We start from the raw sequence: 23,576 nt of genomic DNA, 5'->3' as shown, positions 1-23,576 counted from the left end.
CCAGGCCGACCACCTGACGGCCACCCACGGCGATCTCCCCGGTGATGGTGGCCCGCTTGGCGCTGTGCAAACCCAGGATCGCCAGCGACGTCACGCTCTTGCCCGACCCCGACTCCCCCACGATGCCGAGGGTGCGCCCGCGCTCCACCGAGAACGACACCCCGTCCACCGCCCGGACCACACCGTCCTCGGTGTCGAACCGCACCCCCAGATCCCTGACCCGCAGATAGGGGCCCGCACCCGCGCGCGGTCCCGGAAGCTGCACCATGTCGATCCCTCCCGTCAGTTCAGCCGGACCCGCGGATCGATGACCGCGTAGAGCACGTCGACCACGATGTTGGCGACCACGATGAAGACCGCGGCCAGCAGCACGGTGGCCATGACCACCGGCAGGTTGAGGAACTGCACCGCCTCCACCGTGGCCTTGCCCAGCCCCTGGAGGCCGAAGATGGTCTCGGTGATGAACGTGCCGCCGAGACTGGTCCCGATGTCCAGGCCGGCGATGGTGACGATCGGGGTGATCGCCGCCCGTAGGGCGTGGCGGACGTGCACCTGTCGCGCCGGCATTCCCTTCGCCCGGGCGGTACGTACGAAGTCCTCGGACAGCGTCTCGAGCATCTGGGCCCGGGACAGCCGGGCGTACAGGGCCGAGTTGAGGAAGCCGAGCGTCATCCAGGGCAGCAGCAGCCCCACCGCCCAGCGGGCCGGGTTCTCGGTCAGCGGGGTGTAGCTGGGGAACGGCAGCAGCCCGGTGGCGTACACCAGCAGGTAGAGCAGGATCAGGCCGAAGAAGTAGACCTGCATGGACGCCCCGGCCAGGGTGATGCCGATCGCGGCCCGGTCCAGGACCGTCCCGCGGCGCAACGCCGACACCATGCCCAGGGAGATGCCCAGGGTGAGCCAAAGCACCGCCCCGCCGAGGACGATGCTGAACGTCACCGGCGCGCGCTGGGTGATGATCTCGGTGACGGGCTGGTTGTTGCGGAACGAGTAGCCGAGGCAGGGCGCCGGACAGTCCTGGCGAAAGTCTCCCGAGCCGTACGTGCGGCCGACGGCGAGTCCCTTGACGAAGTCCGCGTACTGGCGGGGCAACGGCTGGTCGATGCCGAGCCGCTGCTCGACCTGCGCGATGTCCTCTGCGGTGCAGTTCTTGCCGCACATCACCTTGGCCGGGCTGCTCGGCACGGCGAAGAAGAGACCGAAGGTGACCAGGCTGATCACGGCGAGGGTCACGCCGGCGACGAGCAGCCGCCGGACCACGAAACGGAACACGGATTCCACCTCCCCGGTTGGACCGGGGTGGGGAACGGCCGGGCAGCCGTTCCCCACCCGGACGCTACTGCTTCACGAAGATGTTGTTGACCTGCATCGCGCCGAAGGCGTCGCTGAGGAAGGCGTTGCCGACCTTCGAGCCGCGCAGCTCGTACGCGGCGTCGTAGTAGCACGGGACCACCGGCACCAGGTCCCGCATTATCTTCTCGTCCAGTTCCATCCAGGCGGCGTCCTGCTCGGCGGCGGACAGTTTCCGGACCCGGTCGATCTCGGCGCTGGTCGCCGGATCGTCGAGGTAGGAGAGGTTGTTGTTCCCCTCCGCGACGATCTCCCGCCCGTCGTACAGCGGCGGGATGATGGCCGCTCCGGTCGGCCAGTCCGAACCCCAGCCGCTGATGTACAGGTCGTACGGGTTGTTCTTCCGCCCGATCTCGTCGTAGTAGCTGGACTGTTCGATCGACTTCATGGTGATCTTGAAGCCCATGTCGGTGAGGTTCTTCCGCAGCGCCTCGGCCTGCTGGGTGCGCAGCTCGGTGTTGACGTGGGCCAGCACCAACGACGGTGACTTTCCGCCGAGCAGTTCCTGAACCTTCTGCTTGTCACCGGTCAGCGGGGCGTTGAAGACGTCGTACTTCTTCCAGCCGGCTGTGGTGGGTGACATCAGGGTGGTTGCCGGCGTGCCGGCCGCCTGCCCGCCGATCGCCTTGAGCACGGCGTCCTTGTCGACCGCATAGTTCAGCGCCTTGCGGACGTTGACGTCGGTGACCCGCTGGGTGTTGATGCTCAGCACCCACGTGTACTGGGTCGGGCCCTTGACGACGCGTTCGGCGACGGCACCGGAGGTGGTCCGGGGCAGCACCGCGGGCGGCACATCCTCCCAGGTGATCGACGCCTGGTCGGCCGGGGCGTCGGCGACGAGGCGCTCGGCGATCTGCGCCTGCTCCAGCCCGAAGGTGATTCGGAACCCGTCCGGGTACGCGTTGCGCAGCGGATCGGTCTTCGGGTCCCAGTGCGGGTTGCGCTCCAGCTCCAGCGCCACGTCCCGCTGGTACGACTTCACCCGGTACGGCCCGGACGAGAATGGCCGCAGGTCGTACTGGGCCCGGGTGTCCTTGGCGGCCGGCACCGGGGCGCTGGTGGGCAGCGCCGCGGCGTACGGCATGTCGCAGTGCGCCTCCGGGAAGGTGAACCGGATGGTCCGGTCGTCGGGCGTCTCGACACCGTCCGGCGCGGGCTTGCCCCCGTCGTACGGGCCCTTGTACTGGGCGTTGTACGCGCCGCCCGGGTAGAGCCACTGCTGGATGTAGTGCGGGCCCTCGTTGAGACTCGGCGCGAAGGAGCGGGCGATCCCGTACGCGACGTCCTTGCTGGTCACCGGGGAGCCGTCCTCGTACTTCACCCCGTCGCGCAGGGTGAACTCCCAGACCTTGCAGTCGGAGTTGACGTCCTTGCCGGGGTTGGTGGCCAGGTCGCCGACGAGCAGCAGCTTGCCGCTGCCGTCCTCCTTGTAGCCGTTGAGCGACCGGTAGAGCAGCCCGCCGGTGAGCTGTTGCCGGTTGACGTAGTTGCGGGCCGGGTCCAGGTGCTCGAAGTCAGAGACCTGCATGACGGTGAGCGTCCCGCCCTTGGTGGCCCCGTCGACCGCCTTCGCCGGGCCCTGGTTGTCGGCCGCCTCGTAGGAGATCGAGCCGGTCTGGGTCTTCGTCTTCTCGTCGCCGCCGCCTCCGCCGTCGGTGGTGGGGCTGCAACCGGCGGCGACCAGCGCCGCGGCGAGGACACCGGTCAGTGTCCGGGTTCGTGCTCGCACGATGTGCTCCCTTCCGCCCGGCGGCCCCCGCCGCCCGGGCGTCTAGATGACCGGGGGTTACCGGGTCGACCGGGGATCCAGCGAGTCGCGCAGGGCGTCACCGAAGAGGTTGAACGCCAGGACCAGCAGGAAGATCGTCAATCCGGGGAACAGGGTGTACCAGGGGTCGCTGGCCACGTAGCCGATGCTGTTGTAGATCATCCGGCCGAGGTCGGGCGTGGGTTCGGTGACGCCGACGTTGACGAAGGCCAGGGCGGCCTCGATGGCGATGAACTGCGGCACGTTCAGCGAGACGGTGACCAGGATCGGCGCCCAGATGTTCGGCAGCAGCTGCCGGAAGAGGATGTGCCCGGTGCCGGCGCCGGCGGCACGGGCGGCCTCGACGAACTCCCGCTCGCGCAGGGAGATCACCTGGCCGCGGACCAGCCGCGCGGTGTACGTCCAGCTGAACAGGCCGAAGGTGGCGATGATCAGGGCGACCCGGAAGGCCGGCGACGGGGCCTCCCGGTCGGAGTAGAAGCGGTCCTCGAGGATCGGGATCACCGCGAGGGCGAAAATGAGGAACGGAAACGCGAGGGTGAGGTCGATCAGCCAATTCACCACGCTGTCCAGCCAGCCCCGGGCCCACCCGGCCACCACGCCCACCGCCACGCCGACGAAAGATGCCAGCAGGGCTGAGGCGAACGCGATGAACAATGACGTACGGAGGCCGTAGACCAACTGCAGCAGGATGTCCCGTCCGCTGCCCGGTTCGAGACCGAGCCAGTGGTCGGGACTGATGCCACCCGCGTATCCGACGGGCATTCCGAAATCGTTGAGCCGATCGACGAACTTGTCCGTCGGGTCGATCCCGGTGAGCCAGCCGAGCAGCGGCGCACCGAGCGCGACGACCGCGGCGGCGAGCAGGGTCAGTGCGCTGATCCGGGCGGTCCGGTCCCGCTTGAGCCGTAGCCAGGCGAGCTGGTTGGGCGACCGGCCGATGATCTCCGACCGGCTGGCGGCCGTAGCCGGGAGTTCGGCCGCGACTGCCGGGTCCGGGGCCGCCGGCTCACCCGCCGCGGTCAGGGACGGGGGATGGGACAGGTCGCTCATGAGGGGTCCTCCCGCCGGCGACGAATACGTCCTTCCACCCGACGGTAAACCGGCGACGGACCGCGAATTGAATCGTTACGGTAACGGCCGAATAGGTTGTCGCGCATTGACAACGATCTGGTTTACCGAATGACTCGCTGCAATAACGGACCGATTCGGTTGTCATCCTTCCCGACGGTTGTGCCACCGGATCAGAAATGCGCGGGACCGGGGTGTCGCTCCGGTTGTCAACCGTTCGGGCATTCCCGCCCTGGGCCGCCCGCCGCCGGCGGCCGCCAGGTGCGGGCGCCGCACCCGGCTCAGCGGTTCAACGAGACGGAGATCCGGTCGAGGTACGCGATCGCGGCGGCGAACGCCGCCAGCGCCACCACCACGCCGAGCGCGATGGCCGGACCGGCCGACATCCCGCCCAGCCCGACGAGCAGCGTCACGCCGAGCCCGAGCAGCAAGGCGGTGACCACGCCGACCAGCGCGGCGGCGGTCAGCAGCAGGTGTCGGCGGCCGGGACGGGCGCCCACCGCCGCCCAGGCCTCCTGCGGGCCGCTCCCGCCCGACACCGCGTCGGCGAAGAAGTCCTCGTCCCTGACGAGCCGTCGGTGGTAGTAGGCCCGGATCTGCTGGATCCGCTGCAGGTCCAGCGAGTTCTCCACCATGTTCTGCGCCAGTCGGGCGAAGGTGAGCAACCCGGTGACGATGAGGGTCGGCAGCACCGCGCCGAGGTACGGCCGCAGCAGGTGGCTGCCGCTGGAGACGAATCCCAGCCCGATCAGCGCGGCGGAGAGCGTCGACAGGAAGACGGTCGCCCGGCCGACCGATTCGGCGATGGTGGCGCTGCGCGAGGTCTGGAGCACGAAATGCTCCGTGGTGAGGGCGGTGAGCAGGGCCTGCTCCCGCGCGTCCTCGTCCATCCCGCCGCCCCCTCCGGTCACCGTCACGATACGGAGCCGGGCGACGCCGCCGAGGGGAAAGCGGCGGTCCCGGTGCCACCCGCTGGCCGGGCGCGCCGGTGGGGGCGGAGAATGGGAGCCGGACGCGCGACCTGCGCGCCCAGCGGCAGGGACGGGGGTAGGCGTGTCGGAGGCGGTGGAGCGCGGGCCGCAGGCCGGTGCCGATCACGAACTGGCCGCCGACTGTTCGCGCTGCTTCGGGATCTGCTGCGTCGCGCCGGCGTTCGCCGCCTCCGCCGACTTCGCGATCGACAAGCCGGCCGGGCAGCCCTGCCCGAACCTGGGTGCCGACTCCCGCTGCGGCATCCATCAGGACCTGCGGCGGCGCGGCTTCCCCGGCTGCACGGTCTTCGACTGCTTCGGCGCGGGCCAGCACCTGGCGCAGGGCACGTTCGGCGGGCGGGACTGGCGCGACGACCCGGCCACTGCTCGGCGGATGTTCGACGCCTTCGCGGTGATGCGGCCGCTGCACGAGCTGCTCTGGTACCTGACCGAGGCGCTGGCGCTGACCCCGGCCGGCCAGCTGCGGGACGACCTGGCCGCCGCCCTGGCGGAGACCGGGCGGCTCACCGACGGCACCCCGGACGAGCTGCTCGCCGTCGACGTGGACGCCCACCGGGACCGGGTCAACCGGCTGCTGTCCCAGGCCGGCGAACAGGCGCGGGCCGGCCGGCCGGGCGTGGACCGACGCGGGGCGGTGCTGATCGGGGCGGACCTGCGCCGGGCCGGCCTGTCCGGGGCGAACCTGCGGGGGGCCTGCCTGATCGGCGCGGACCTGCGCGGGGTGGACCTCGGCGCCGCCGACCTGACCGGCGCGGACCTGCGCGGCGCGGACCTGCGCGGGGCCGACCTCCGGCGCTGCCTCTTCCTGCACCAGTCCCAGCTCGACTCGGCCCGCGGCGACCACCAGACCGTCCTGCCACCCAGGCTGCGCCGCCCGACGCACTGGTCGCTCACCGTCACCCCGGTCCGGCGGTCCGGTGGCCCCTCGCCGTCCGGGCGATCCTCCACCGGCCGGTCGGCGGGTCACCGCAGGCGCTGATGTGCCCCGCCCGACCGGGCCGCCGGTGATCGACTCGGGTTGCGGCAGAGCGGAGTGTCCGGGCGGCTGGGGGCCCCGAGAAGCCGCAGGCCGGGGTCGATCACCCGGCCCGGCACGTTTCGTGGCGGCCGGCCCGGGTAGGCGACACCGCGGCGAGGCACGGACGGGAGGCGGACGGGTGGGATATCGGTCACGGCAGGGCGAACAGCCGGTGGACCCGGCGCACGCCGAGGACGAGGCCGGCCAGGCCCGGCTGGTGCAGGTCGAGGCGGACACCGACGTGCCCGCGCCGGAGCCGGGCGCGCCGAAGCCGGACGAGGTGACCGAGGACGACGGATCGGGGATGGCCGGCGGCGCGTCGGGCAGCAGTTCGGGCGGTTCGAGCATGCCGACGCACCCCGACGCTCCCCGCTGAGCGGGCGTTTGCCCCCGGCGCACCTGGGCAGGAGTGCCACATGACGAGTGAAGAGTCCTTCGGTCGCGCAACCACCGACGAGCCCGACGGCGCCACCGCGTACGAGGCGTCGCTGCGCCCGCCGGGCGAGTCCCTGCACACCACCGACGACACCGGCGACGACTTCGCCGACCTGCCGGCCGAGGAGGCCCGCCCCGCCCGGGAGACGAGCCGGGCCGGCTACGACGTCGCCGACGTGTCCGGCACCAGCGACCCGGCCGTCGAGGGGTACCCGACCGAAGAGGAGGAGTGACCCGGAGCGCCGGATCGGGTTCGACCCGCCCCGGCCGGTCAGCGGGCGGCCACCGCCCCGGCCCGCGCCTCGGCCATCCCCCGGTTCGCGAGGGCGTCGGCCCGTTCGTTCTCCGGGTGTCCGTTGTGGCCCTTCACCCACAGCCAGGTCACCTCGTGCCGGGCGCAGGCGGCCTCCAGCCGCTGCCACAGGTCGGCGTTCTTGACCGGCTGCTTCGCCGCGGTCACCCAGCCGTTGCGCTTCCAGCCCGCCAGCCAGCCGGTGATGCCGTTGCGGACGTACGTGCTGTCGGTGTGCAGCTGGACGGTGACCGGCCGGGTCAGGCTCTCCAGCGCGCGGATCGCGGCGGTCAGCTCCATCCGGTTGTTGGTGGTCGGCGTCGCCTCGCCACCGCAGAGTTCCCGCTCGTGCCCGCCCCAGCGCAGCACCGCGCCCCAGCCGCCGGGCCCGGGGTTGCCGCTGCACGCCCCGTCGGTCCAGATCTCCACGACCCTACCGGTCACCGCCTCCGCCATGCCGGCAACCTACCCGGTGCGCCCCGCCGCGGGACCAGCCGACCCGCCCGCACCGCGAGAGCTCGCGCGGCCGGACCTGCCTGAGTGGTTCACGGTCTCTCCCGGTGGAAGGGACGCCGCTGCCATCCGGCGGTGGGCGGCAGGGTCCGCGCCCTCGACACCCTTGCCGACCACTCGGACGGGTCCGCCGACCGGACGCAGGCGCGGTCGCGCCGATCAGGTGCCCGCCCCACGCCGAGCGGCCGTGTCCGCAATGGCCTGCTCGGATATCGAATGCAGCGGCGAATCGGCGGGCATCGCGAACCGTTCGGGGAGAATTGCCTCCGGACCCGGTGGACAGGTACCGCGTTATTCGGTGGGACGTGTTCGCCCGAACGGCCACCCGGTTCCGCTGAATCAATTCGCCAGGCCGTCGCTGTCCGTGAACCCAAATGGCAGCACCGCGGCCGTCCGCTCGGGCCGCCGCATTGCGTTGCTTCGTTACCCGGAAAGGTTTTCAGCTTGATTTCAGGTTGCCTTCAGCCGTCGACGGCAGCCTGTCATTGCCCCTGCTGATCGATCACGCAGCGCGACAAAGGCGTTGCGGGGACGCGCGAAACGCCCGTGGACGCGGTGCCCGAACGGCCAGAGTTGCGGCCGGGCCCCTGTCGGTTTCTTGACTGTTCAACTGTTAGACACCTCGCGTTCGCGTTCGTAAGGTCTGACGCACCGCAGCCACCCCGCCATTTCCATCGCGTCCAGACCGACCTGGTCCGGCGCATTCTTTCCGTTCGACTGGCTTCCGTCGCCGTTTTCCGCGCCATCTTTTCGGCGGCCCGTCAATGCCCGGAACCGCCACTGCTGGAGGGTCGAATGACCGACGTCGCGAAGGCACCGTCGACTGCCGGGAACGAGGAGGAGGCCGGGAATCCGGACAGCGATCTCCGATCGCGCCAGAACGGCTCCGGCCGGCACCTGGCACCCCACTACCTGCGCCGGCCTGGACCGGACCAGCCGGTTCGGTTGAGCGTGGTCGTACCGACCCGCAACGAGGCGGAGAACGTTCCCGCGCTGCTGTCCCGGCTGGGTCCGGCGCTCGCACCGCTCGGCGCCGAGATCATCGTGGTGGACGACAGCGACGACGACACGGTGGACGTCCTGACCCGACACGCGGCCGACGCCCCGGTTGCCGTGCGCCTGCTGCACCGGCCGCCGAACGCCCGCACCGGCGGGCTGAGCAGCGCCGTGGTGCTCGGCGCGCGACACGCCCGCGGCGAGTGGGTCCTGGTGATGGACGCGGACCTGCAGCACCCGCCGGAATCGGCCGGCCGGCTGGCGGCCGTCGCGATGCGGCACGACGTGGACGTGGTGATCGGTACCCGGTACGCCGGGGAGGGCTCCAGCGAAGGGCTGGGGGGCAGCGCCCGCGCGGCCACCTCGTCGTGGGCGACCCGGCTGGCGAAGAGCCTGTTCCCGCGCCGGCTGACCACGATCACGGATCCGATGAGCGGCCTGTTCGCCTTCCGCCGGGCCGCCGTCGACCTCGACCGGATGAACCCGATCGGCTTCAAGGTGCTGCTGGATCTGCTCGTCCGCCACCCCGGCGCCCGGGTCGCCGAGGTCGCCTACGAGATGGCGCACCGGCACGCCGGCCGCTCCAAGGCATCGGTACGGGAGGGGCTGACCTTCCTGCGGCACCTGGGGCGGTTGCGCAGCCAGCGGCTGGTCGGCCAGATGCGCGAGCGCCCCGCGGGGGCCGGCGACCGGCTGCGGGAGCTGGCCCGGATGGTCGCCTTCGGGCTGGTCGGGCTGTCCGGGATGGTGGTGAACACGGCCGCCCTGTGGATCTTCTACGAGCCGGCCGGCCTGCATCACCTGCTCGGTGCCGCGCTGGCGACCCAACTGTCGACCGCGTGGAACTTCGCCCTCGTGGACCTGATCATCTACCGGCGTAACCGGCAGGGCTCGTGGGCCGCCCGCGCGGGCCGCTTCCTGCTGCTGAACAACCTGCTGCTCCTGTTGCGCCTACCGGCGCTGCAGGCCCTGATCTGGGCCGGCGTCGGGATCCTGACGGCGAACGCCCTGACGCTGGTCGCCCTCTTCCTCGTCCGGTTCCTGATCAGCGACCGGGTCATCTACTCCGCCGAACGCGCCGGCCGGCGCGACCCGGTCCGGATGCTCGTCAACCTGCGTGCGCCCGAGGCCGCCGCCGCCCCCTCCCGCAAGCGGTACCAGTACCTCAAGTACCGGTACGACGTGGCCGGCGTGGTCACCATCGGTTCCCAGATCATGCTGCCTGAACTGGAGTTCTTCCGAGCCCAGTGGGTCGCGGACCCGGACGTCGACATCGCCGTACGGGTGAGTGACGTCGGGGGTCGTGGGCCTCGACGGCGGGCCGCCCTGACGGAGTACGCCAACGAGTCGGTCCTGCGGTACGAGGAGCACCTGGGGCGGTTGGGCGCGAACTTCCGGGTCCGGCTCGGCTCGCCGATCGACATCCAGGTCGGGCCGCTGTTGGCGCGGTCGCCACACGTGGTCTACACCAACATCATCGAGGCGCTGCTGCGGTTCGTGCTCGTCTCCCGGGGCCACATGCTCCTGCACTCGGCGTGCGTCAACCTCGACGGCGTCGGGGTGATGCTCTCCGCCCTCACCGACACCGGCAAGACCGCCACCGTGCTGCGCCTGCTGCGCGACCACGGCGGGCACTTCCTCTCCGACGACATGACCCTGATCAGCCCCGACGGTGTCGCGATGTGCTTCCCGAAGCCGCTGACCATCAGCGCGCACACGCTGCGCGCCGTGCAGGCCCAGGATCTGACCCCGGCCGAGTGGCGCCGGCTGCAGTTCCAGAGCCGGCTGCACTCCAAGGGCGGCCGCTCGCTGGCGCTCGCGCTGAGCCGGTTCAACGTGCCGATCATGGGCATCAACGCGATCACCCAGCGGCTCGTCCCACCGCCCAAGTACAGCGTGGACCGGCTGGTGCCCTGCCGCATCGGCACCAGCACGCGGGTGGCCGAGCTGTTCATCATCGAGCGCGGCACGCCGCGGCTCAGCGATCTCGGCAAGGACGAGACGCTGGAGCGGATGATCCAGAACACCGACGACGCGTACGGGTTCCCGCCCTTCCGCTACCTGGCGCCGGCGATCACCATCGGCGGGCAGGGCTACGCGCAGCTTCGCCAACGGGAGCGGGAGATCCTCACCGGGTTCCTGTCCCACGTCCGCAGCCGCGTGCTGGCCTCGGACAGGTTCGGCTGGGCGGACGAGATCCCGCGCCTGTTGCAGGCCGAACGGGGTGACCTGTCCGTTCCGGAGCAGGTGGTCCTGCCGGCCTGGCCGAGGTGGGGTGGGACACTGGCCCCGAGCGGAGTTCGCGCGTGAGCGTGACCCGCTCCCCGGTCGAGGAGGTGGAGCACGACCGTCGCGTCGCGACGGTCGTGCTCCACGCCGTCGGCTCGTCGTCCGAGGCGACCCCGGACTCCCGTAACACCGGCCGGGAACGCGGGTGGCGCCGGTGGGCGGTACCCGCTGCCCTCGTCGGCATCGCGGCGCTGGCGTTGTTCCTGCGGGTGTGGCAGTTGGATGCCCTCGGCTTCAACAGCGACGAGGCCGTCTACGCCGGGCAGGCCGCCTCGCTCGCCGGCAACCCCAACTACACGCCGTTCTTTCCGGTGTTCCGCGCCCATCCGATGCTCTTCCAGACCCTCCTGTCGCCGTTCTTCCGTACCGGCGAGGTGGACGTGGCCGGGCGGGTGGTCGTCGCGACGCTGGGTGTGGCGACGGTGCTCGCCGTCCACCTGCTGGGCGCCCGCCTGTACGGCCGGCGGGTGGGGCTGGTCGCGGCGCTGTTCGTCGCGGTGATGCCGTACCACGTGATCGTCACCCGTCAGGTCCTCCTCGACGGACCCATGGTCCTGTTCGCGACGCTCACCCTGTACTGCCTGGTGCGGTTCGTCCAGGGTCAGCAGGTGCTCTGGTACGTCGCGACCGGCGCCATGCTGGGCGTGACGATGCTGACGAAGGAGACGAGCGTCGTCATGGCCGGTGGGGTCTACGCGTTCCTGGCGCTGACCCCGATGGTGCGCCGGCCGGTACGGCTGTCGGTGCTCGCCGTCGCCGCGATGCTGGCGGTCTTCCTGACGCACCCGGTCTCGCAGGCGCTGGCCGGGCGCAGCCAGACCGGGAAGAGCTATCTGGTCTGGCAGCTGTTCCGGCGCCCCAACCACTCGATGGGCTTCTACGCCGAGACCGTGCCGGCGGCGATGGGGCTGCTCGTGGTGGCGGCGGCCGTCGGTGGCCTGTGGTGGTTACGCCGGCACCGCTCCTGGCGGGAGACGCTGCTGCTGTCGTGGATCGCCGCGCCGGTGGTGTTCTTCCAACTGTGGCCGGTCAAGGGTTTCCAGTACCTGCTGCCCGCCGCGGCGCCCGTCGCGGTGCTCGCTGCGCGGGCGCTGACCGGAATGCCGGTGCCGGAGCGGATCCGCCGTTTGCTCCGCCGGGCCGACCGGCCAAGGGACGCCGGAGCGACCCGTGCCGTGCGGGCCGCGCTGGTCGCGGTGGTCGCCCTGAGCCTGCTCGTCCCCAGCTGGAACGCGGTCAACCGGGCCGACAACGCCACCTTCCTCGCCGGCTCCGGCGGGGTGCCGGGCGGCCGGGAGGCCGGCCGATGGCTGGCCGCGAACACGCCGAAGGGGTCGGTGGTGCTCACCCTCGGCCCGTCGATGGCCAACATCATCCAGTACTACGGCCACCGCCGCAGCTACGGGCTCTCGGTCAGCCCGAACCCGCTGCGGCGTAACCCGGCGTACGAGCCGCTGCCCAACCCGGACCGGTGGCTGCGCAACAACGAGCTGCAGTACGTCGTGTGGGACTCCTTCTCCGCCGGGCGCTCGGCCTTCTTCGCCGAGCGGCTGATGGTCCTGACCCGCCGTTACCACGGTCGCGTCGTGCACACCGAGTACGTCGACGGGACCGACCGCACGGGGGCCCGCGTCCCGGTGCCGGTGATCATCATCTACGAGGTGCGTCCATGACCGACCCCACTCCCCCGCGCCGCCGCGCCGGCCGCCTGGTGGCCCGCGCGCTGCTGATCGCCGGCCTGCTGGCGCTCGCCGATCCGGCCGCGGTCGCGCACGCCGCACCCCGGGCCGTGCCCGGGCCGAGCCCCACCACGCCGATCGACCACTTCGTCTTCCTGATGCAGGAGAACCACACCTTCGACAACTACTTCGGCACCCGGCCCGGCGTCGACGGCATCCCGGCCGGCACCTGCATGCCGGTCCGCCGGGGCCAGGCCGAACCCTGCGTCCGGCCGTTCCACCTGGGCGAGTTGGGCAGCCTCGACCTCGACCACTCCGCCGAGGCCTTCCGCGTGCAGTACCACGACGGCCGGATGGACGGCTTCGTCGAGGGGGTGAGCACGCAGGGCAAGAACGGCAAGCTCGCGATGGCCTACTACGACGACCGCGACCTGCCGTACTACTGGAACATCGCCGACGAGTACGTGCTGTTCGACCGCTTCTTCAGCTCCGCCAACTCCGGCAGCATCCGCAACCACATGTACCGGGTGACGGGCAGCCCGGGCGCCACCGGGCCGGCGGAGTCGATTCCACCGGGGGGCTGGGGCGACATCCCCACCATCTTCGACCGGTTGGAAGCCGCCGGGATCAGCTGGAAGTTCTACGTGGAGAACTACGACCCGACGATCACGTACCGCTCCCGCACCAGCGAGGAGGACGTCGACCGGGGGGCGCAGGTGATCTGGGTGCCGCTGCTCGCGTACGCGCGCTACGTCGACGATCCCCGGCTGTTCGGCAAGATCGTCGACCTGGACCAGTACTACGAGGACGCCGCCAAAGGCCAACTGCCCGCCGTCTCCTTCATCGCCCCGGCCGGTGACAGCGAACACCCGCCCGGCAGTGTCCGGGCCGGTCAGACCCTCGTCCGTACGCTGCTGACGCAGCTGATGCGCTCACCGAACTGGAACTCGTCGGCCTTCCTGTGGTCCTACGACGACTGGGGCGGCTGGTACGACCACGTGCCGCCCCCGCAGGTCGACCGGTACGGCTACGGCTTCCGGGTGCCCGCTCTGCTGGTGAGCCCCTACGCGAGGCGGGGCTACGTGGACTCCACCACCCTCGACTTCACCTCCGCGCTGAAGTTCATCGAGGTCAACTGGCGGCTGAAACCGCTGGCCGAGCGAGATGGCAAGGCCAGCACGTTCCTCGACGCGTTCGACTTCGACCGACCACCACGGCCGGCGGTCTTCCTCGGCACCGAACGCAAGCCCGCGGTCGTGACCAGGCCGGACCCGGTCCCGGTGTACGCCTCGTACGCGATCACGGGCAGCCTGGTGGTGGCGCTGGTCGGCGTCGCGGCGCGCCGGCGGCGGCAATGGACGTGACCCGGCGGATCGTGCGGGCGGCCCTGATGTCGCTGCTCGCGGCCGTGCTCACGGTGGTCGTGCTGCCCACCGCCGCCAGCGCGCGGCCCGGGCCGGCCCGGCCCGGAACGCTGCGCCTGCAGACGGTGCCGTCGCTTCCCGGCGTGGTGGTCAAGGTGGACGGGCAGGTGGCCCGCTCCGACGCCAAGGGTCGGATCCAGGTCCGCGTCCGCAACTTCGTCGGCCTGGACAAGCGCCTCGTCGTGCCGCAGACCCGGATCAGCCCGGATCGCACGGTTGTCTTCGACCGGTTCCGCGGCAACCTCGACGCCGGCGGCCGCGGCAAGGTCGTGGAGCTGGGGGTACGTACGAGCCGGCTGGTGTCGTGGAGTTTCATCGACCGGTTCGGCAAGGACGTTCCGGCGGGCCGGGTCACCGCCATGCGCCTGCGCAGCAACACCGGCGAGATCCGCGACCTGGCGGGCGCCGAGCTGTCCCGACCGCTCTGGGTCGCCGAGAGCCGCACCCAGCAGGGCCCGCAGGGGCTGGTGTCCAAACAGCTCTACTACGTGGTCGACAGCGCGATGGTCGACGGCACCTCGGTGGTCAACCGCGCCGGACAGAAGTTCGTGCCCTGGGAGCAGCAGGCGTGGGTGGTGCAGTTGCTCTTCTTCCGGGTCTCGTTCACCGCGACCGACATGTTCTTCACCCGGCAGGCCGGCAAGGGCATCGAGCTGACCCGGGCCGACGGGGGCGTGCAGCGGCTGCCGTTCGGCCGCGACGGCACGACGGTGGTGCCAGACCTGCCGCGCGGCACGTACACGATCACGGTCTTCGGCGGTGGCGTCTCGTTCGGGCGGCCGGTCAGCATCAGCAAGGACCAGCAGGTGACGCTCACCGTGATCAGCCGGGCCGACCTGGCCCTGGTGACAGTCGCGGTCCTGGCCGTCGCCGTCGGCCTGGTGCTGTTCGGACGGCCGCACCTGCTCGCCCGGCTGCGCCGGGCCGGCCGGGTCGCGGCGACCCGCACCCGGGACCGGCAACGCTCCCGATCGAGGCATCGCCGGCGGTTGCGGACGCGGCGGGACCCGGCCGGCCCGGAGCCGGTCCGGGACGCCGCGGAGCAGCGGCCGGAACGGCTCGGCGCCGGGATCACGCTGCTGGTGGTGCTCGCCGCGCTGGCCGGCGCGCTGCTGCCGGGGGACGCCGCGCGTGCCCAGGTCGGCCAGGACTCCCCGCACCCGTCGGCGGCGCCCGTCCCGGTCCTCGCCTACTACTACATCTGGTTCAACCCGACGTCCTGGAACCGCGCGAAGATCGACTACCCGTTGCTCGGTCGGTACTCCAGCGACGACGTCGAGATCATGCGGCGGCATGTGCGGATGGCGAAGTCCGTCGGCATCAACGGGTTCCTGGTGTCGTGGAAGCACACGCCGCAGCTCGACGAGCGCCTGGCCAAGCTGGTCGAGGTGGCCCGGGAGGAGCACTTCCGTCTGGGCATCGTGTACCAGGGGCTCGACTTCTCGCGTACGCCGCTGGCCTTCGACACCGTCCGCACCGACCTGTCGTACTTCGCGACCCGGTACGCCACCGACCCGGTCTTCGACATCTTCGGCCGGCCGGTGGTCGTCTGGACCGGCAGCGACCGCTTCACGGCGGCCCAGATCCAGGCCACGGTCGGCGGCGTACGCGGGAAGCTGCTGGTGCTCGGCAACGCCAAGAGCCTCCAGGCCGTGGAGTCGAGCCAGGGGGTGCTCGACGGCCAGGCCTACTACTGGTCCTCGGTCGACCCGACGGCCGGTGCCAGCGGCCAAAAGCTGGCGGCGATGTCCCGGGCGGTGCACCAGCGCGGCGGCCTGTGGATCGCCCCGGTGACACCCGGCTTCGACGCCCGCCTGGTCGGTGGCCGGCGGGAGGTGCCCCGTCGCGAGGGGCAAACCCTGCGCGCCTCCTTCGCCGCGGCGCGTCTGTCCGAGCCGGATGCGATCGGAGTGATCAGCTGGAACGAGTTCAGCGAGAACACCCACATCGAGCCGAGCGAGCGCTTCGGCACGCTCGACATCAACGTCCTCGCCGGCCTGCTCGGCGCCCAGGCCCGCGTGGACGTACCGGCGGACAGCAGCGACCCGGGCGACGGCCACTGGGGGCTCAGCGGCGGCAGTGCGCTCGTCGTCACCGGCGCGGCGGTCGTGGCGTTACCGCTGGGGGTGCTCCTGCGGCGACGTCGCTCCCCGGCCCGCGATCCGCGCGACCGGCCGGACGACACCGACGCGGACGACGACGCCGCCGACCGCTGATGCCGATCGGCTCCTGGGGAGGGTGCGGCACCGCCGCGCCGGTGGCTCCGCTTCTCATTCCGAATCGCGGGAACACAAGCTGGAGGTCTTCCGATGAAGCTGGGCAGAAAGATCCGACCGCGGGTCGCGTCGGCGGCCGTCGCCGTGACCGTCGCGGCCGGGCTGACCCTGGTCGAGAGCGGTCGCGCGGAGAGCGCCTCCCCCACCTGCCACACGTCGACCGCGCCCGCCGGATACGCGGTGCTGCTCTGCCTCACCCAGCCGTCGGCCGGTAGCACCGCCGTGGGCGACACCCTCGTGGCGGCGACCGTCAACGTGACAGCCGGCACGAGCCCCGGGGTGGCCAAGACCGAGTGGTTCATCGACGGTCAGTACCTGCTCACCGACTTCCAGTCGCCGCACCAGTTCTCCCTCTCCTCGGCCGACTTCGCCGACGGCGCGTACACGATCGGCGTCGCGGCGAAGATGCGCGACGGGTACGTCACCCCGGAGGCGGTCATCACCGTCACCTTCGCCAACGGCAACCCCACCGCCCCGCCGAACACCCGGCAGTGGTCCGTCCCGCCGGTCAACGCCCGCGGTCCGCAGGAACCCTTCGTGGTGGCCGCCGTCGGTGACGGCGCCGGCGGCGAGACCAACGCCCAGAACGTGACGAACGCGATCGTCGGCTGGAATCCGGACCTGTTCCTGTACCTGGGCGACGTGTACGAGGAGGGCACCCTCACCGAGTTCAAGAACTGGTACGGCGGCCCCACGGCCTACTACGGCCGGCTCCGCGGCGTCACCACCCCGGTCGTCGGCAACCACGAGTACAACGGCAACGTGGCCGACGGCTACTTCAACTACTGGGACAACATCCCGCACTACTACAGCTACGACGCCAACGGCTGGCACTTCATCGCCATCGACTCCACCAGCAACTACAACCGGGTCGCGCCGGGCACGCCCCAGTACGAGTGGCTGGCGGCGGACCTGGCCGCCAACCGCAGCCCCTGCACCGTGGTGTTCTGGCACCACCCGCTGTTCAGCGTCGGATCGGAGGACCCGGCGCCCCGGATGCAGCCCATGTGGGACCTCATGGCCGCCAACCGGGTCACGCTGCTCGCCACCGCCCACGACCACAACTACCAGCGCTGGGCCCCCCTGGGCGCGGGCGGTACGCCCACCGCCGACGGCATCGTCGAGCTCGTGGTGGGCGGCGGGGGCCACTCGAGCCAGGGCTTCACCACCTCGGACCCCCGAGTGGTCAAGACGAACAAGAGCTACGGCGCGATGCGCATGGAACTCTTCGGCAACCGCGCCGACCTGCAGTACTACGCAACCGGCGCCACCAGCAGCACCCTGGTCGACTCGTCGACCGTCCCCTGCAAGGGCGCCGACCGGCTCGCCCCGACCGCACCGACCGGCGTGACCGCGACCGGGAACCCGACCCCGTCGGTGAGCCTGGCCTGGACCGCGGCGACCGACAACTACGGCGTGACCGGTTACCGCGTGTACCGCGACGGCGTTCCCGTGGCCAACCTGCCGACGACCGCGACCTCCTGGACGGACACCGCCGTCGCCGGCGCGACCCGCTACGAATACACCCTCGACGCCGTCGACGCCGCCGGGAACCGGTCCGACCGCAGCACTCCGGTCGCGGTGACCATCCCCGGCCCCGACACCACCCCGCCCACCACGCCGGGCGGGCTCGCGGCCACGACCTCCCCGGACGCGGTCACCCTCACCTGGTCGCCCTCGACGGACAACGTCGGCGTCACCGGGTACCAGGTGCTCCGCGACGGCACCCCGGTGGCGACCGTGACGGCCACGACGTACACCGACAACGCCGTGCCGGCGAACGAGCCGCACAGCTGGACCGTACGCGCGGTGGACGCGGCGGCCAACGTCAGCGCGGAGGCCGGCCCGGTCACCGCCACGCGGGACACCCTGGCACCGTCCGCCCCGCCGAACCTGCGGGTCACCGGCGTGGCACCCGGAACGGTCAGCCTCGCCTGGGGCGCGTCGACCGACAACGTCGGGGTCGTGCGCTACCAGGTCTTCCGAGACGGCAGCCGCCTGGCGTCGACCTCGTCCGGGCCGGCGTTCGTCGACGACACGGTCGGCAGCACCGGCACGTCCCACACGTACGCGGTGACGGCGGTCGACGCCGCGGGGAACATCTCCGCACCGAGCAACCCGGTGACCGTCACCACCGCCGACGCCAGCCCGCCCACCGTGCCCACCGACCTGCTGGCCGTCGCGGAGGGCCCGAACCGGGTCGGCCTGTCGTGGGTGCCGGCGACGGACGACGTCGGGGTGGCGGGATACACGGTGTACCGCGACGGCACAGCCCTCGGGACGACGACCGCCGCGACCTTCACCGACACCACCGCCCTGTCGGAGACCACCTACTCGTACGCGGTCTCCGCCTTCGACGCGGCCGGCAACGCCTCGGGCCCGGGCACGCCGGCCACGGTCACCACGCCGCCGGCCACCCCGTTCGCCGCGGTGGCCGACACCTACGTCAAGGCGTCCAGCCCGACCAGCAGTTACGGCAGCACCCCGGTCGTCCGGGTCGACGGTGACCCGGTCACGAACGCCTATCTGAAGTTCACCGTGACCGGGCAGACCGGCACGGTGCTGCGGGCCCGGCTGAAGATCCTGGTGGCGGCCGGCTCCTCCAGCGGCTTCGTGGTCCGCCCCGTCGCCGATTCCACCTGGTCGGAGACGTCGACGAACTGGAACAACGCCCCGGCGCTCGGCAGCACGGAGATCGCCGCCAGCGGCCGGACGACGAGCGGCACCTGGGTCACCCTCGACATCACGTCGCTGGTCAGCGGGAACGGCACGGTCACCATCGGGCTGACCTCCAGCGGCGCCTCGTCGAGCAGCTACGCCAGCCGCGAGTCCGGTACGCCGCCGCTGTTGCTGCTGGACACGACCTCATGAGCGGGCACCCAGCCGGGCGACGGCGTCGCCGAGCACCGCGCCGGCCATCGGCAGCAGCGGGCTGGACCGCATCACGGCCAGGTCCTCGGCCGGCGAGGTGGCGCCGTCGAGGAAGCGCAGCACCCGCTCGGCCGGGTTGCGCTCGAAGAGCCGCTCGAAGAACTCCACCCCGCCGACGTGCCCCCGGTCCAGGGCACGCAGCGCCACCGCGTCCATCCACCGGTGCCGGCGCGGGTACGCGGGCGCCGGCACCGGCGGCCGGCCGGCGGCGAGCGCCCGGGCCACCTGGTCGGCCTGGCGCAGCATCGCGGAGAAGGTGAAGCCGGTGGAGGCGCGGGTGGCGCCGCCGGCGGTGCCGATCCGGACCACCCGTGCCGACGGGCGGGGCACGAACGGGCCGTCGGTCATCGGGATGACGCCGTTCTCCACCTCGCGCACGCGCAGTGCGGTCAGGTCCAGGTCGAGCAGGGCGGCATAGGCGCGCAGCGCGGCGTCGTAGGCCGCGTCGGGCAGCAGGGCGGGTGAGAACTCGGTGTACTCCACCAGGGCGTACCGGTCACTGACCGGGAGCACGTAGCCGAACGAGACGCCCCGTTCGGGTTGCGGGGTGCGCAGGTCCATCAGCACCGCGCGGGTCGGGTCGAAGGTGGGCCGCTCGGCCGACAGCCACCAGCCGCGGAAGTGTTGGAGCCAGTTGGTACGCCCGGGCCGCCGGGGCGGGTGGGGGCGGGAGTCGAGCACCCAGCCGGCCCGGACCAGGGGCCGGCCGGCCGGGTCGTGGACGGTCACCCGGTGGCCGTCGTCGCGCAGCTCGCCGGCCGGCGCGGCGATCCGCACGGCGCCCAGCCGCCGCTCGGCCTCGGCAGCCCGGTCGTAGACCGGGCCGGAGCGGACCATGGCGTACCGGAGGGGGGCGAGCGACAGGACGCGGCGGCCGGCGGGCGTGACCACGTCGACCTGCGACCAGGCGGCGCTCAGCAGCGGGTCGAGGTCGGTACCCGGGATGCCCCAGAACGCCCAGGTGCGGTCCTGGCCGCGCTTGTGGACCGGGTCGACGACGGCGACCCGCAGGCCGGTCAGGCCATGCCGGTCCAGGGCGGCCAGGACCAGCGAGCCGGCGCCGCCGCCGCCCACCAGCGCGAGGTCGACGTCGACCAGGGATGCGTCCACCCGCCCACGCTGTCACACCCCACCGGCGGTACGGCAGGCGACGGGGTGCTTCTCAGGCGACGGCGGCCGGGGTGCCGCTCTCGGTGGGGGCCGGGTCGGCGTACGCGGCGGCGACGGTGGCCCGGTCGAAGACCCGCCAGGTAGCGGCGATGACGAGCAGCGCGACCACGAAGCCGACCCAGTAGGGCGCGGTGATGCCGAACCGGTCGGCGACCACGCCGCCGAGCAGCGCGCCGACGCAGTTGCCGCCGGCGGCGAGGAACAGGTTGGTGCTGCCCACCCGGCCCAGCAGCGCGGGCGGGGTGAGCCGCTGCCGCAGCGAGTTCGCCACCATGTTCCACAGCGAGGAGTGCACCCCGAAGGCGAACAGCGCCACCCCGACCACCACCGCGGTGCGGGAGGCGGCCAGGGCCAGGTGCAGGCCGGCCTCGATCAGCAGGCCGATCCGGACGGTCCAGGTGGCGGTGATCGCCGCGATCAGCCGATCCCCGACGGCGGCGCCGAGCAGCCCACCGACCGCCAGGCAGGTGAACAGGGCGCCGTAGCCGACCGAGCCGAGGCCCAGCCGGTCGGTGGCGAGCAGCACCAGCACCGCGAGGGCGGCGGTGAGGGTGACGTTGAGCAGGCCGATCAGCAGGGTCATGGTGCGCAGCAACCGCTGCGACAGCAGCCAGCGGAAGCCCTCGGCGACCTCCGCGCGCACCGAGCGGCGCGCGTCCGTCGCCACCGAGCCCCGGTACGTGCCGGCGACCAGCCCGACCAGCACGGCGCTGAGCGCGTACGTGCCGGCGTTGACGGCGAACGGGATGGCGGCCGCGACCAGGAAGAGGAACCCGCCGAGCGGGCCGGCGACCATGTTCTGCATGACCTGGGTGCCGCCGCCGAGCCAGCCGTTGGCCCGTTCGAGACGGGACCGGGGCACCACCGCCGGCACCACCGCCTGGGCGGCTGCGCGGAACACCACCTCGCCGGTGTTGACCACGAAGAGCACCGCGTACAGCAGGACGATCCCGGCGTGGCCGGTGACCATCGCGGCGGCCAGTACCGCGAGGACGGCCACCCGGACCCAGTCGATGACCACCATCAGCCGGCGCCGGTCGACCCGGTCCACCAGCACCCCGCCGGGCAGCGCGAAGAGCAGCCAGGGCAGCCACGCCACGGCCGAGCCCGCCGACACGACCAGCGGATCGTCGGTCCGCGACGCCACGTACAGCGGCGCGGCCACGGTGGCCATGCCGCTGCCCAGCGCCGACATGGTGCTCGCCGTCCAGAGCCGGGCGAAGCGCCCGTCGAGCCTGTCCCCCGTCACGGCGAGGAAACCTACCAGGATTCGGGGCCTGCTCCGAGCGGGTTACCGGGCCGGCCACCGCAGCACGGCGGGCACGAGGGGACCGGCCAGGTCGAGGTCGCGCTCCAGCGCGCGTACGGGCCGCCTGGCCGGTCATCCACGCGTCGTCGGGGCCAGCCGGCGGATCTCGGCGAGGACGTGGTCGACGTGCGGCCGGACCTGGGCGGTCAGCTCGTCGCTCCACCGCTCCTCGGCTTGGCCGAGGTAGATGGCGCGGGCGTGGGCGAGCACCGGCCGGTGTTCCGGCGGGAGCTGAGCCAGGGCCCAGTCGGCGGCGGCGTCCTTCGGGACGATGTCCCCGGTGGCCAGGGTGGTCCAGATGCGGGCGAAGGTGAGCAGCACGTTGCGGGTGTCGTCGTCGAGGTTGGCGAGCAGGCCCGGGATCCCGGCGACGATCGCCCGGGCCAGGTCGGCGGCGGAGACCGGGTCGAGCAGTTCGGCCGGCGGTGGTCCGGCCAGCGGGGTGTTGCCGCGCCTGACCATGGTGACCAGCGGCGCGAGGTCGGGAGTCTCCTCGGGCTCTGGCGCCCCGCCCGCGGCGTACTCGTCGCGCAACCACTCGCCGTACAGGAACTCGCCGCGCGGCGGGTAGCGCCAGGGCTGGACGTCGGGATGCGCGACGACGGTCAGCTCGACCGGCCGGGCCGGCCCCCGGAAGGCACGGCGGCCGGAGATCTCGAACAGCCCCTCGACGAGTGCCCGGCGCTGCGCGGCGGTGGTCCGCCGGCGGGAGACCACGAACACGTCGACGTCGCTGGCCGGACGCAGCCCGCCGAGCACCCCGGACCCGTGCAGGTACGCGCCGAGCACGGCGGCGCCGAGCACGGCGTCCACCAGCAGCAGCACGTCCTGCAGTTGCGCCCGGGTCACCGGGTCGAGGGCGGGCCGGTCGAGGTCCATCGCGCCATGATGGCCGGTACGCTCCGGGGCCGCGGCCCGATTTCGACGGGCCGGGTGCGAGGATCGCTCATGCCCGTCACGAATCCCTGGCTCGCCGGCCCCTCCCCCACCGCCCGTCTCGACCGGGCCCGGCTGGCGGAGCGGATCCTCAACCTGCTCTCCTCGCAGAACATGTGCGTGCTGGCCACCGCCGGCCCGGACGGCCCGCTGGCCACCCCGGTGCGCTACTTCCACCTCGACTTCACCCTGATGTTCACCGCCGTGGCGGAATCGCCGAAGATGCGCAACATCGCCGCCGACTCGCGGGTCTCGGTCGGGATCTTCGCCCCGCTGGTCGGGCAGGCCAGCAGCCGGGGCGCGCAGGTCTTCGGCCGGGCCCGGGTACTCGAGCCCGGTGACCCGGAGTTCGCGCACCACTGGCCGGCGTACCGGTGGCAGGCCGACCACGTGGAGCGGTCCCGGTCGCTGGACGAGCCGCCGACCGGGCCGCTCGTGGTGGTGCCGGCGGAGCGGATCGTCTACACCGAGCACTGGCTGCGCCGCGACGGGTACGCCCCCCGCCAGTTCTGGCGGGCCACCACCGACCCCCGCTGATCCCCGGAAACGCCGGCGGGCAGACCTATCCGGATCGCCCGTTTCCGGTACGCCTCACCGCCGCATGGACCACAGTGGTGGCGTGGCTGGAGGGGTGGCATGACGGGACTGCGTACCGACCTGTACGAGCTGCGGATGGCGGCCAGCTACCTGCGCCGGGGTATGACGGAGCCCGCCACGTTCAGCCTCTTCGTCCGCCGGCTGCCGCACCGGCGCGGCTTTCTGGTCGCCGCCGGCCTGGCCGAGGCCCTGGCGTTCCTGGAGAGTTTCGCCTTCGACGACGCCGAACTGGGTTACCTGCGCGACGCCGTCGGCTTCGACCAGCCGACCCTGGCGGCGCTGGCCGGGCTGCGGTTCACCGGGGACGTGTGGGCCGTGCCGGAAGGGCGCGTGGTCTTCGCCGACGAGCCGTTGCTGGAGGTCACCGCGCCGATCGCGGAGGCGCAACTGGTGGAGACGGGCGTGCTGAACCTGATCACCTTCCACACCACGGTGGCCACCAAGGCGGCCCGCTGCCGGCTCGCCGCCGCCGGCGCGCAGCTGATCGACTTCGCGTTCCGCCGTACCCACGGCATCGAGGCGGGCGCGGC

Annotated in this window: 18 protein-coding genes and 1 pseudogene; 10 read left to right on the top strand and 9 right to left on the bottom strand. The window is 72.2% G+C overall.

All coding sequences use genetic code 11. The annotated features are described in order from the left end of the window. The 5 genes from ONA70_RS20715 to ONA70_RS20695 all read right to left on the bottom strand — a co-directional run. The coding region (locus ONA70_RS20715; RefSeq protein ID WP_265008120.1) for an ATP-binding cassette domain-containing protein at positions 1–268 on the bottom strand (268 nt) is incomplete at its 3' end. 14 nt (positions 269–282) lie between these two features. After that, the gene (locus tag ONA70_RS20710) at positions 283–1,272 is read right to left on the bottom strand and encodes an ABC transporter permease (protein WP_265008119.1); all 990 of its coding nucleotides are present in this window, start codon (positions 1,270–1,272) and stop codon (positions 283–285) included. Positions 1,273–1,336: 64 nt separating this feature from the next. Further along, positions 1,337–3,079, bottom strand: coding sequence for an ABC transporter substrate-binding protein (locus tag ONA70_RS20705; RefSeq protein WP_265008118.1), 1,743 nt, complete (start codon positions 3,077–3,079; stop codon positions 1,337–1,339). 57 nt (positions 3,080–3,136) lie between these two features. Then, positions 3,137–4,171 (bottom strand): ABC transporter permease, encoded by a 1,035-nt coding sequence (locus tag ONA70_RS20700; protein ID WP_265008117.1) that lies wholly within the window; start codon positions 4,169–4,171, stop codon positions 3,137–3,139. Between the two features lie 299 nt (positions 4,172–4,470). Beyond that, entirely contained in the window at positions 4,471–5,100 is a 630-nt protein-coding gene (locus ONA70_RS20695) for a hypothetical protein (protein ID WP_265008116.1), read from the bottom strand. Positions 5,101–5,254: 154 nt separating this feature from the next. Here ONA70_RS20695 and ONA70_RS20690 point away from each other — a divergent pair, with 154 nt between their 5' ends. The 3 genes from ONA70_RS20690 (at position 5,255) to ONA70_RS20680 (ending at position 6,867) form a co-directional block, all read left to right on the top strand. After that, positions 5,255–6,160 carry a pentapeptide repeat-containing protein gene (locus ONA70_RS20690; protein ID WP_454557360.1) on the top strand — a complete coding sequence of 302 codons (906 nt, stop codon included), beginning with the start codon at positions 5,255–5,257 and terminating at the stop codon, positions 6,158–6,160. A gap of 178 nt (positions 6,161–6,338) precedes the next feature. After that, entirely contained in the window at positions 6,339–6,575 is a 237-nt protein-coding gene (locus ONA70_RS20685) for a preprotein translocase YidC (RefSeq protein ID WP_265008114.1), read from the top strand. 40 nt (positions 6,576–6,615) lie between these two features. Further along, positions 6,616–6,867, top strand: a complete 252-nt coding sequence (locus tag ONA70_RS20680) for a hypothetical protein (RefSeq protein WP_265008113.1) — start codon at positions 6,616–6,618, stop codon at positions 6,865–6,867. A gap of 38 nt (positions 6,868–6,905) precedes the next feature. On the opposite strand, the gene rnhA is transcribed toward ONA70_RS20680, so the two are convergent. Next, entirely contained in the window at positions 6,906–7,382 is a 477-nt protein-coding gene (gene rnhA / locus ONA70_RS20675; RefSeq protein WP_265008112.1) for a ribonuclease HI, read from the bottom strand. An 852-nt stretch (positions 7,383–8,234) separates the two neighbouring features. Here rnhA and ONA70_RS20670 point away from each other — a divergent pair. From ONA70_RS20670 to ONA70_RS20650, 5 genes are all read left to right on the top strand, one after another. Then, positions 8,235–10,745 carry a glycosyltransferase gene (locus tag ONA70_RS20670; RefSeq protein ID WP_265008111.1) on the top strand — a complete coding sequence of 837 codons (2,511 nt, stop codon included), beginning with the start codon at positions 8,235–8,237 and terminating at the stop codon, positions 10,743–10,745. Continuing rightward, positions 10,742–12,397 carry a glycosyltransferase family 39 protein gene (locus ONA70_RS20665; protein ID WP_265008110.1) on the top strand — a complete coding sequence of 552 codons (1,656 nt, stop codon included), beginning with the start codon at positions 10,742–10,744 and terminating at the stop codon, positions 12,395–12,397. Before ONA70_RS20670 ends, ONA70_RS20665 begins: the two co-directional genes overlap by 4 nt. Continuing rightward, positions 12,394–13,767, top strand: a complete 1,374-nt coding sequence (locus ONA70_RS20660) for an alkaline phosphatase family protein (RefSeq protein ID WP_265008109.1) — start codon at positions 12,394–12,396, stop codon at positions 13,765–13,767. The genes ONA70_RS20665 and ONA70_RS20660 overlap by 4 nt, the downstream gene beginning before the upstream one ends. Continuing rightward, positions 13,758–16,043: a glycoside hydrolase family 71/99 protein gene (locus tag ONA70_RS20655; RefSeq protein ID WP_265008108.1), complete on the top strand. Its 2,286-nt coding sequence runs from the start codon at positions 13,758–13,760 to the stop codon at positions 16,041–16,043. Before ONA70_RS20660 ends, ONA70_RS20655 begins: the two co-directional genes overlap by 10 nt. 93 nt (positions 16,044–16,136) lie before the next feature. Beyond that, complete coding sequence (locus ONA70_RS20650; RefSeq protein WP_265008107.1) at positions 16,137–18,974, top strand: CBM96 family carbohydrate-binding protein; 2,838 nt, start codon at positions 16,137–16,139, stop codon at positions 18,972–18,974. On the opposite strand, the gene ONA70_RS20645 is transcribed toward ONA70_RS20650, so the two are convergent. From ONA70_RS20645 to ONA70_RS20635, 3 genes are all read right to left on the bottom strand, one after another. Next, on the bottom strand, positions 18,969–20,144 hold the full coding sequence (locus tag ONA70_RS20645) for a lycopene cyclase family protein (RefSeq protein ID WP_265008106.1): 1,176 nt from the start codon (positions 20,142–20,144) through the stop codon (positions 18,969–18,971). The genes ONA70_RS20650 and ONA70_RS20645 overlap by 6 nt on opposite strands. A 52-nt stretch (positions 20,145–20,196) precedes the next feature. Next, a complete protein-coding gene (locus ONA70_RS20640) occupies positions 20,197–21,453 on the bottom strand; it encodes an MFS transporter (RefSeq protein ID WP_265008105.1) in 1,257 nt (418 codons plus the stop codon). A 132-nt stretch (positions 21,454–21,585) separates the two neighbouring features. Continuing rightward, positions 21,586–22,392 (bottom strand): aminoglycoside adenylyltransferase family protein, encoded by an 807-nt coding sequence (locus ONA70_RS20635; RefSeq protein ID WP_265008104.1) that lies wholly within the window; start codon positions 22,390–22,392, stop codon positions 21,586–21,588. Between the two features lie 69 nt (positions 22,393–22,461). Here ONA70_RS20635 and ONA70_RS20630 point away from each other — a divergent pair, with 69 nt between their 5' ends. Then, on the top strand, positions 22,462–22,986 hold the full coding sequence (locus ONA70_RS20630; RefSeq protein WP_265008103.1) for a pyridoxamine 5'-phosphate oxidase family protein: 525 nt from the start codon (positions 22,462–22,464) through the stop codon (positions 22,984–22,986). 99 nt (positions 22,987–23,085) lie between these two features. Further along, positions 23,086–23,576 (top strand): annotated as a pseudogene (locus ONA70_RS20625) (nicotinate phosphoribosyltransferase); the annotation flags it as partial.

The sequence above is a fragment of the Micromonospora yasonensis genome, from assembly GCF_026013475.1.
Classification (GTDB): Bacteria; Actinomycetota; Actinomycetes; order Mycobacteriales; family Micromonosporaceae; genus Micromonospora; species Micromonospora yasonensis.
This window is presented reverse-complemented; position numbering and strand designations above follow the sequence as displayed.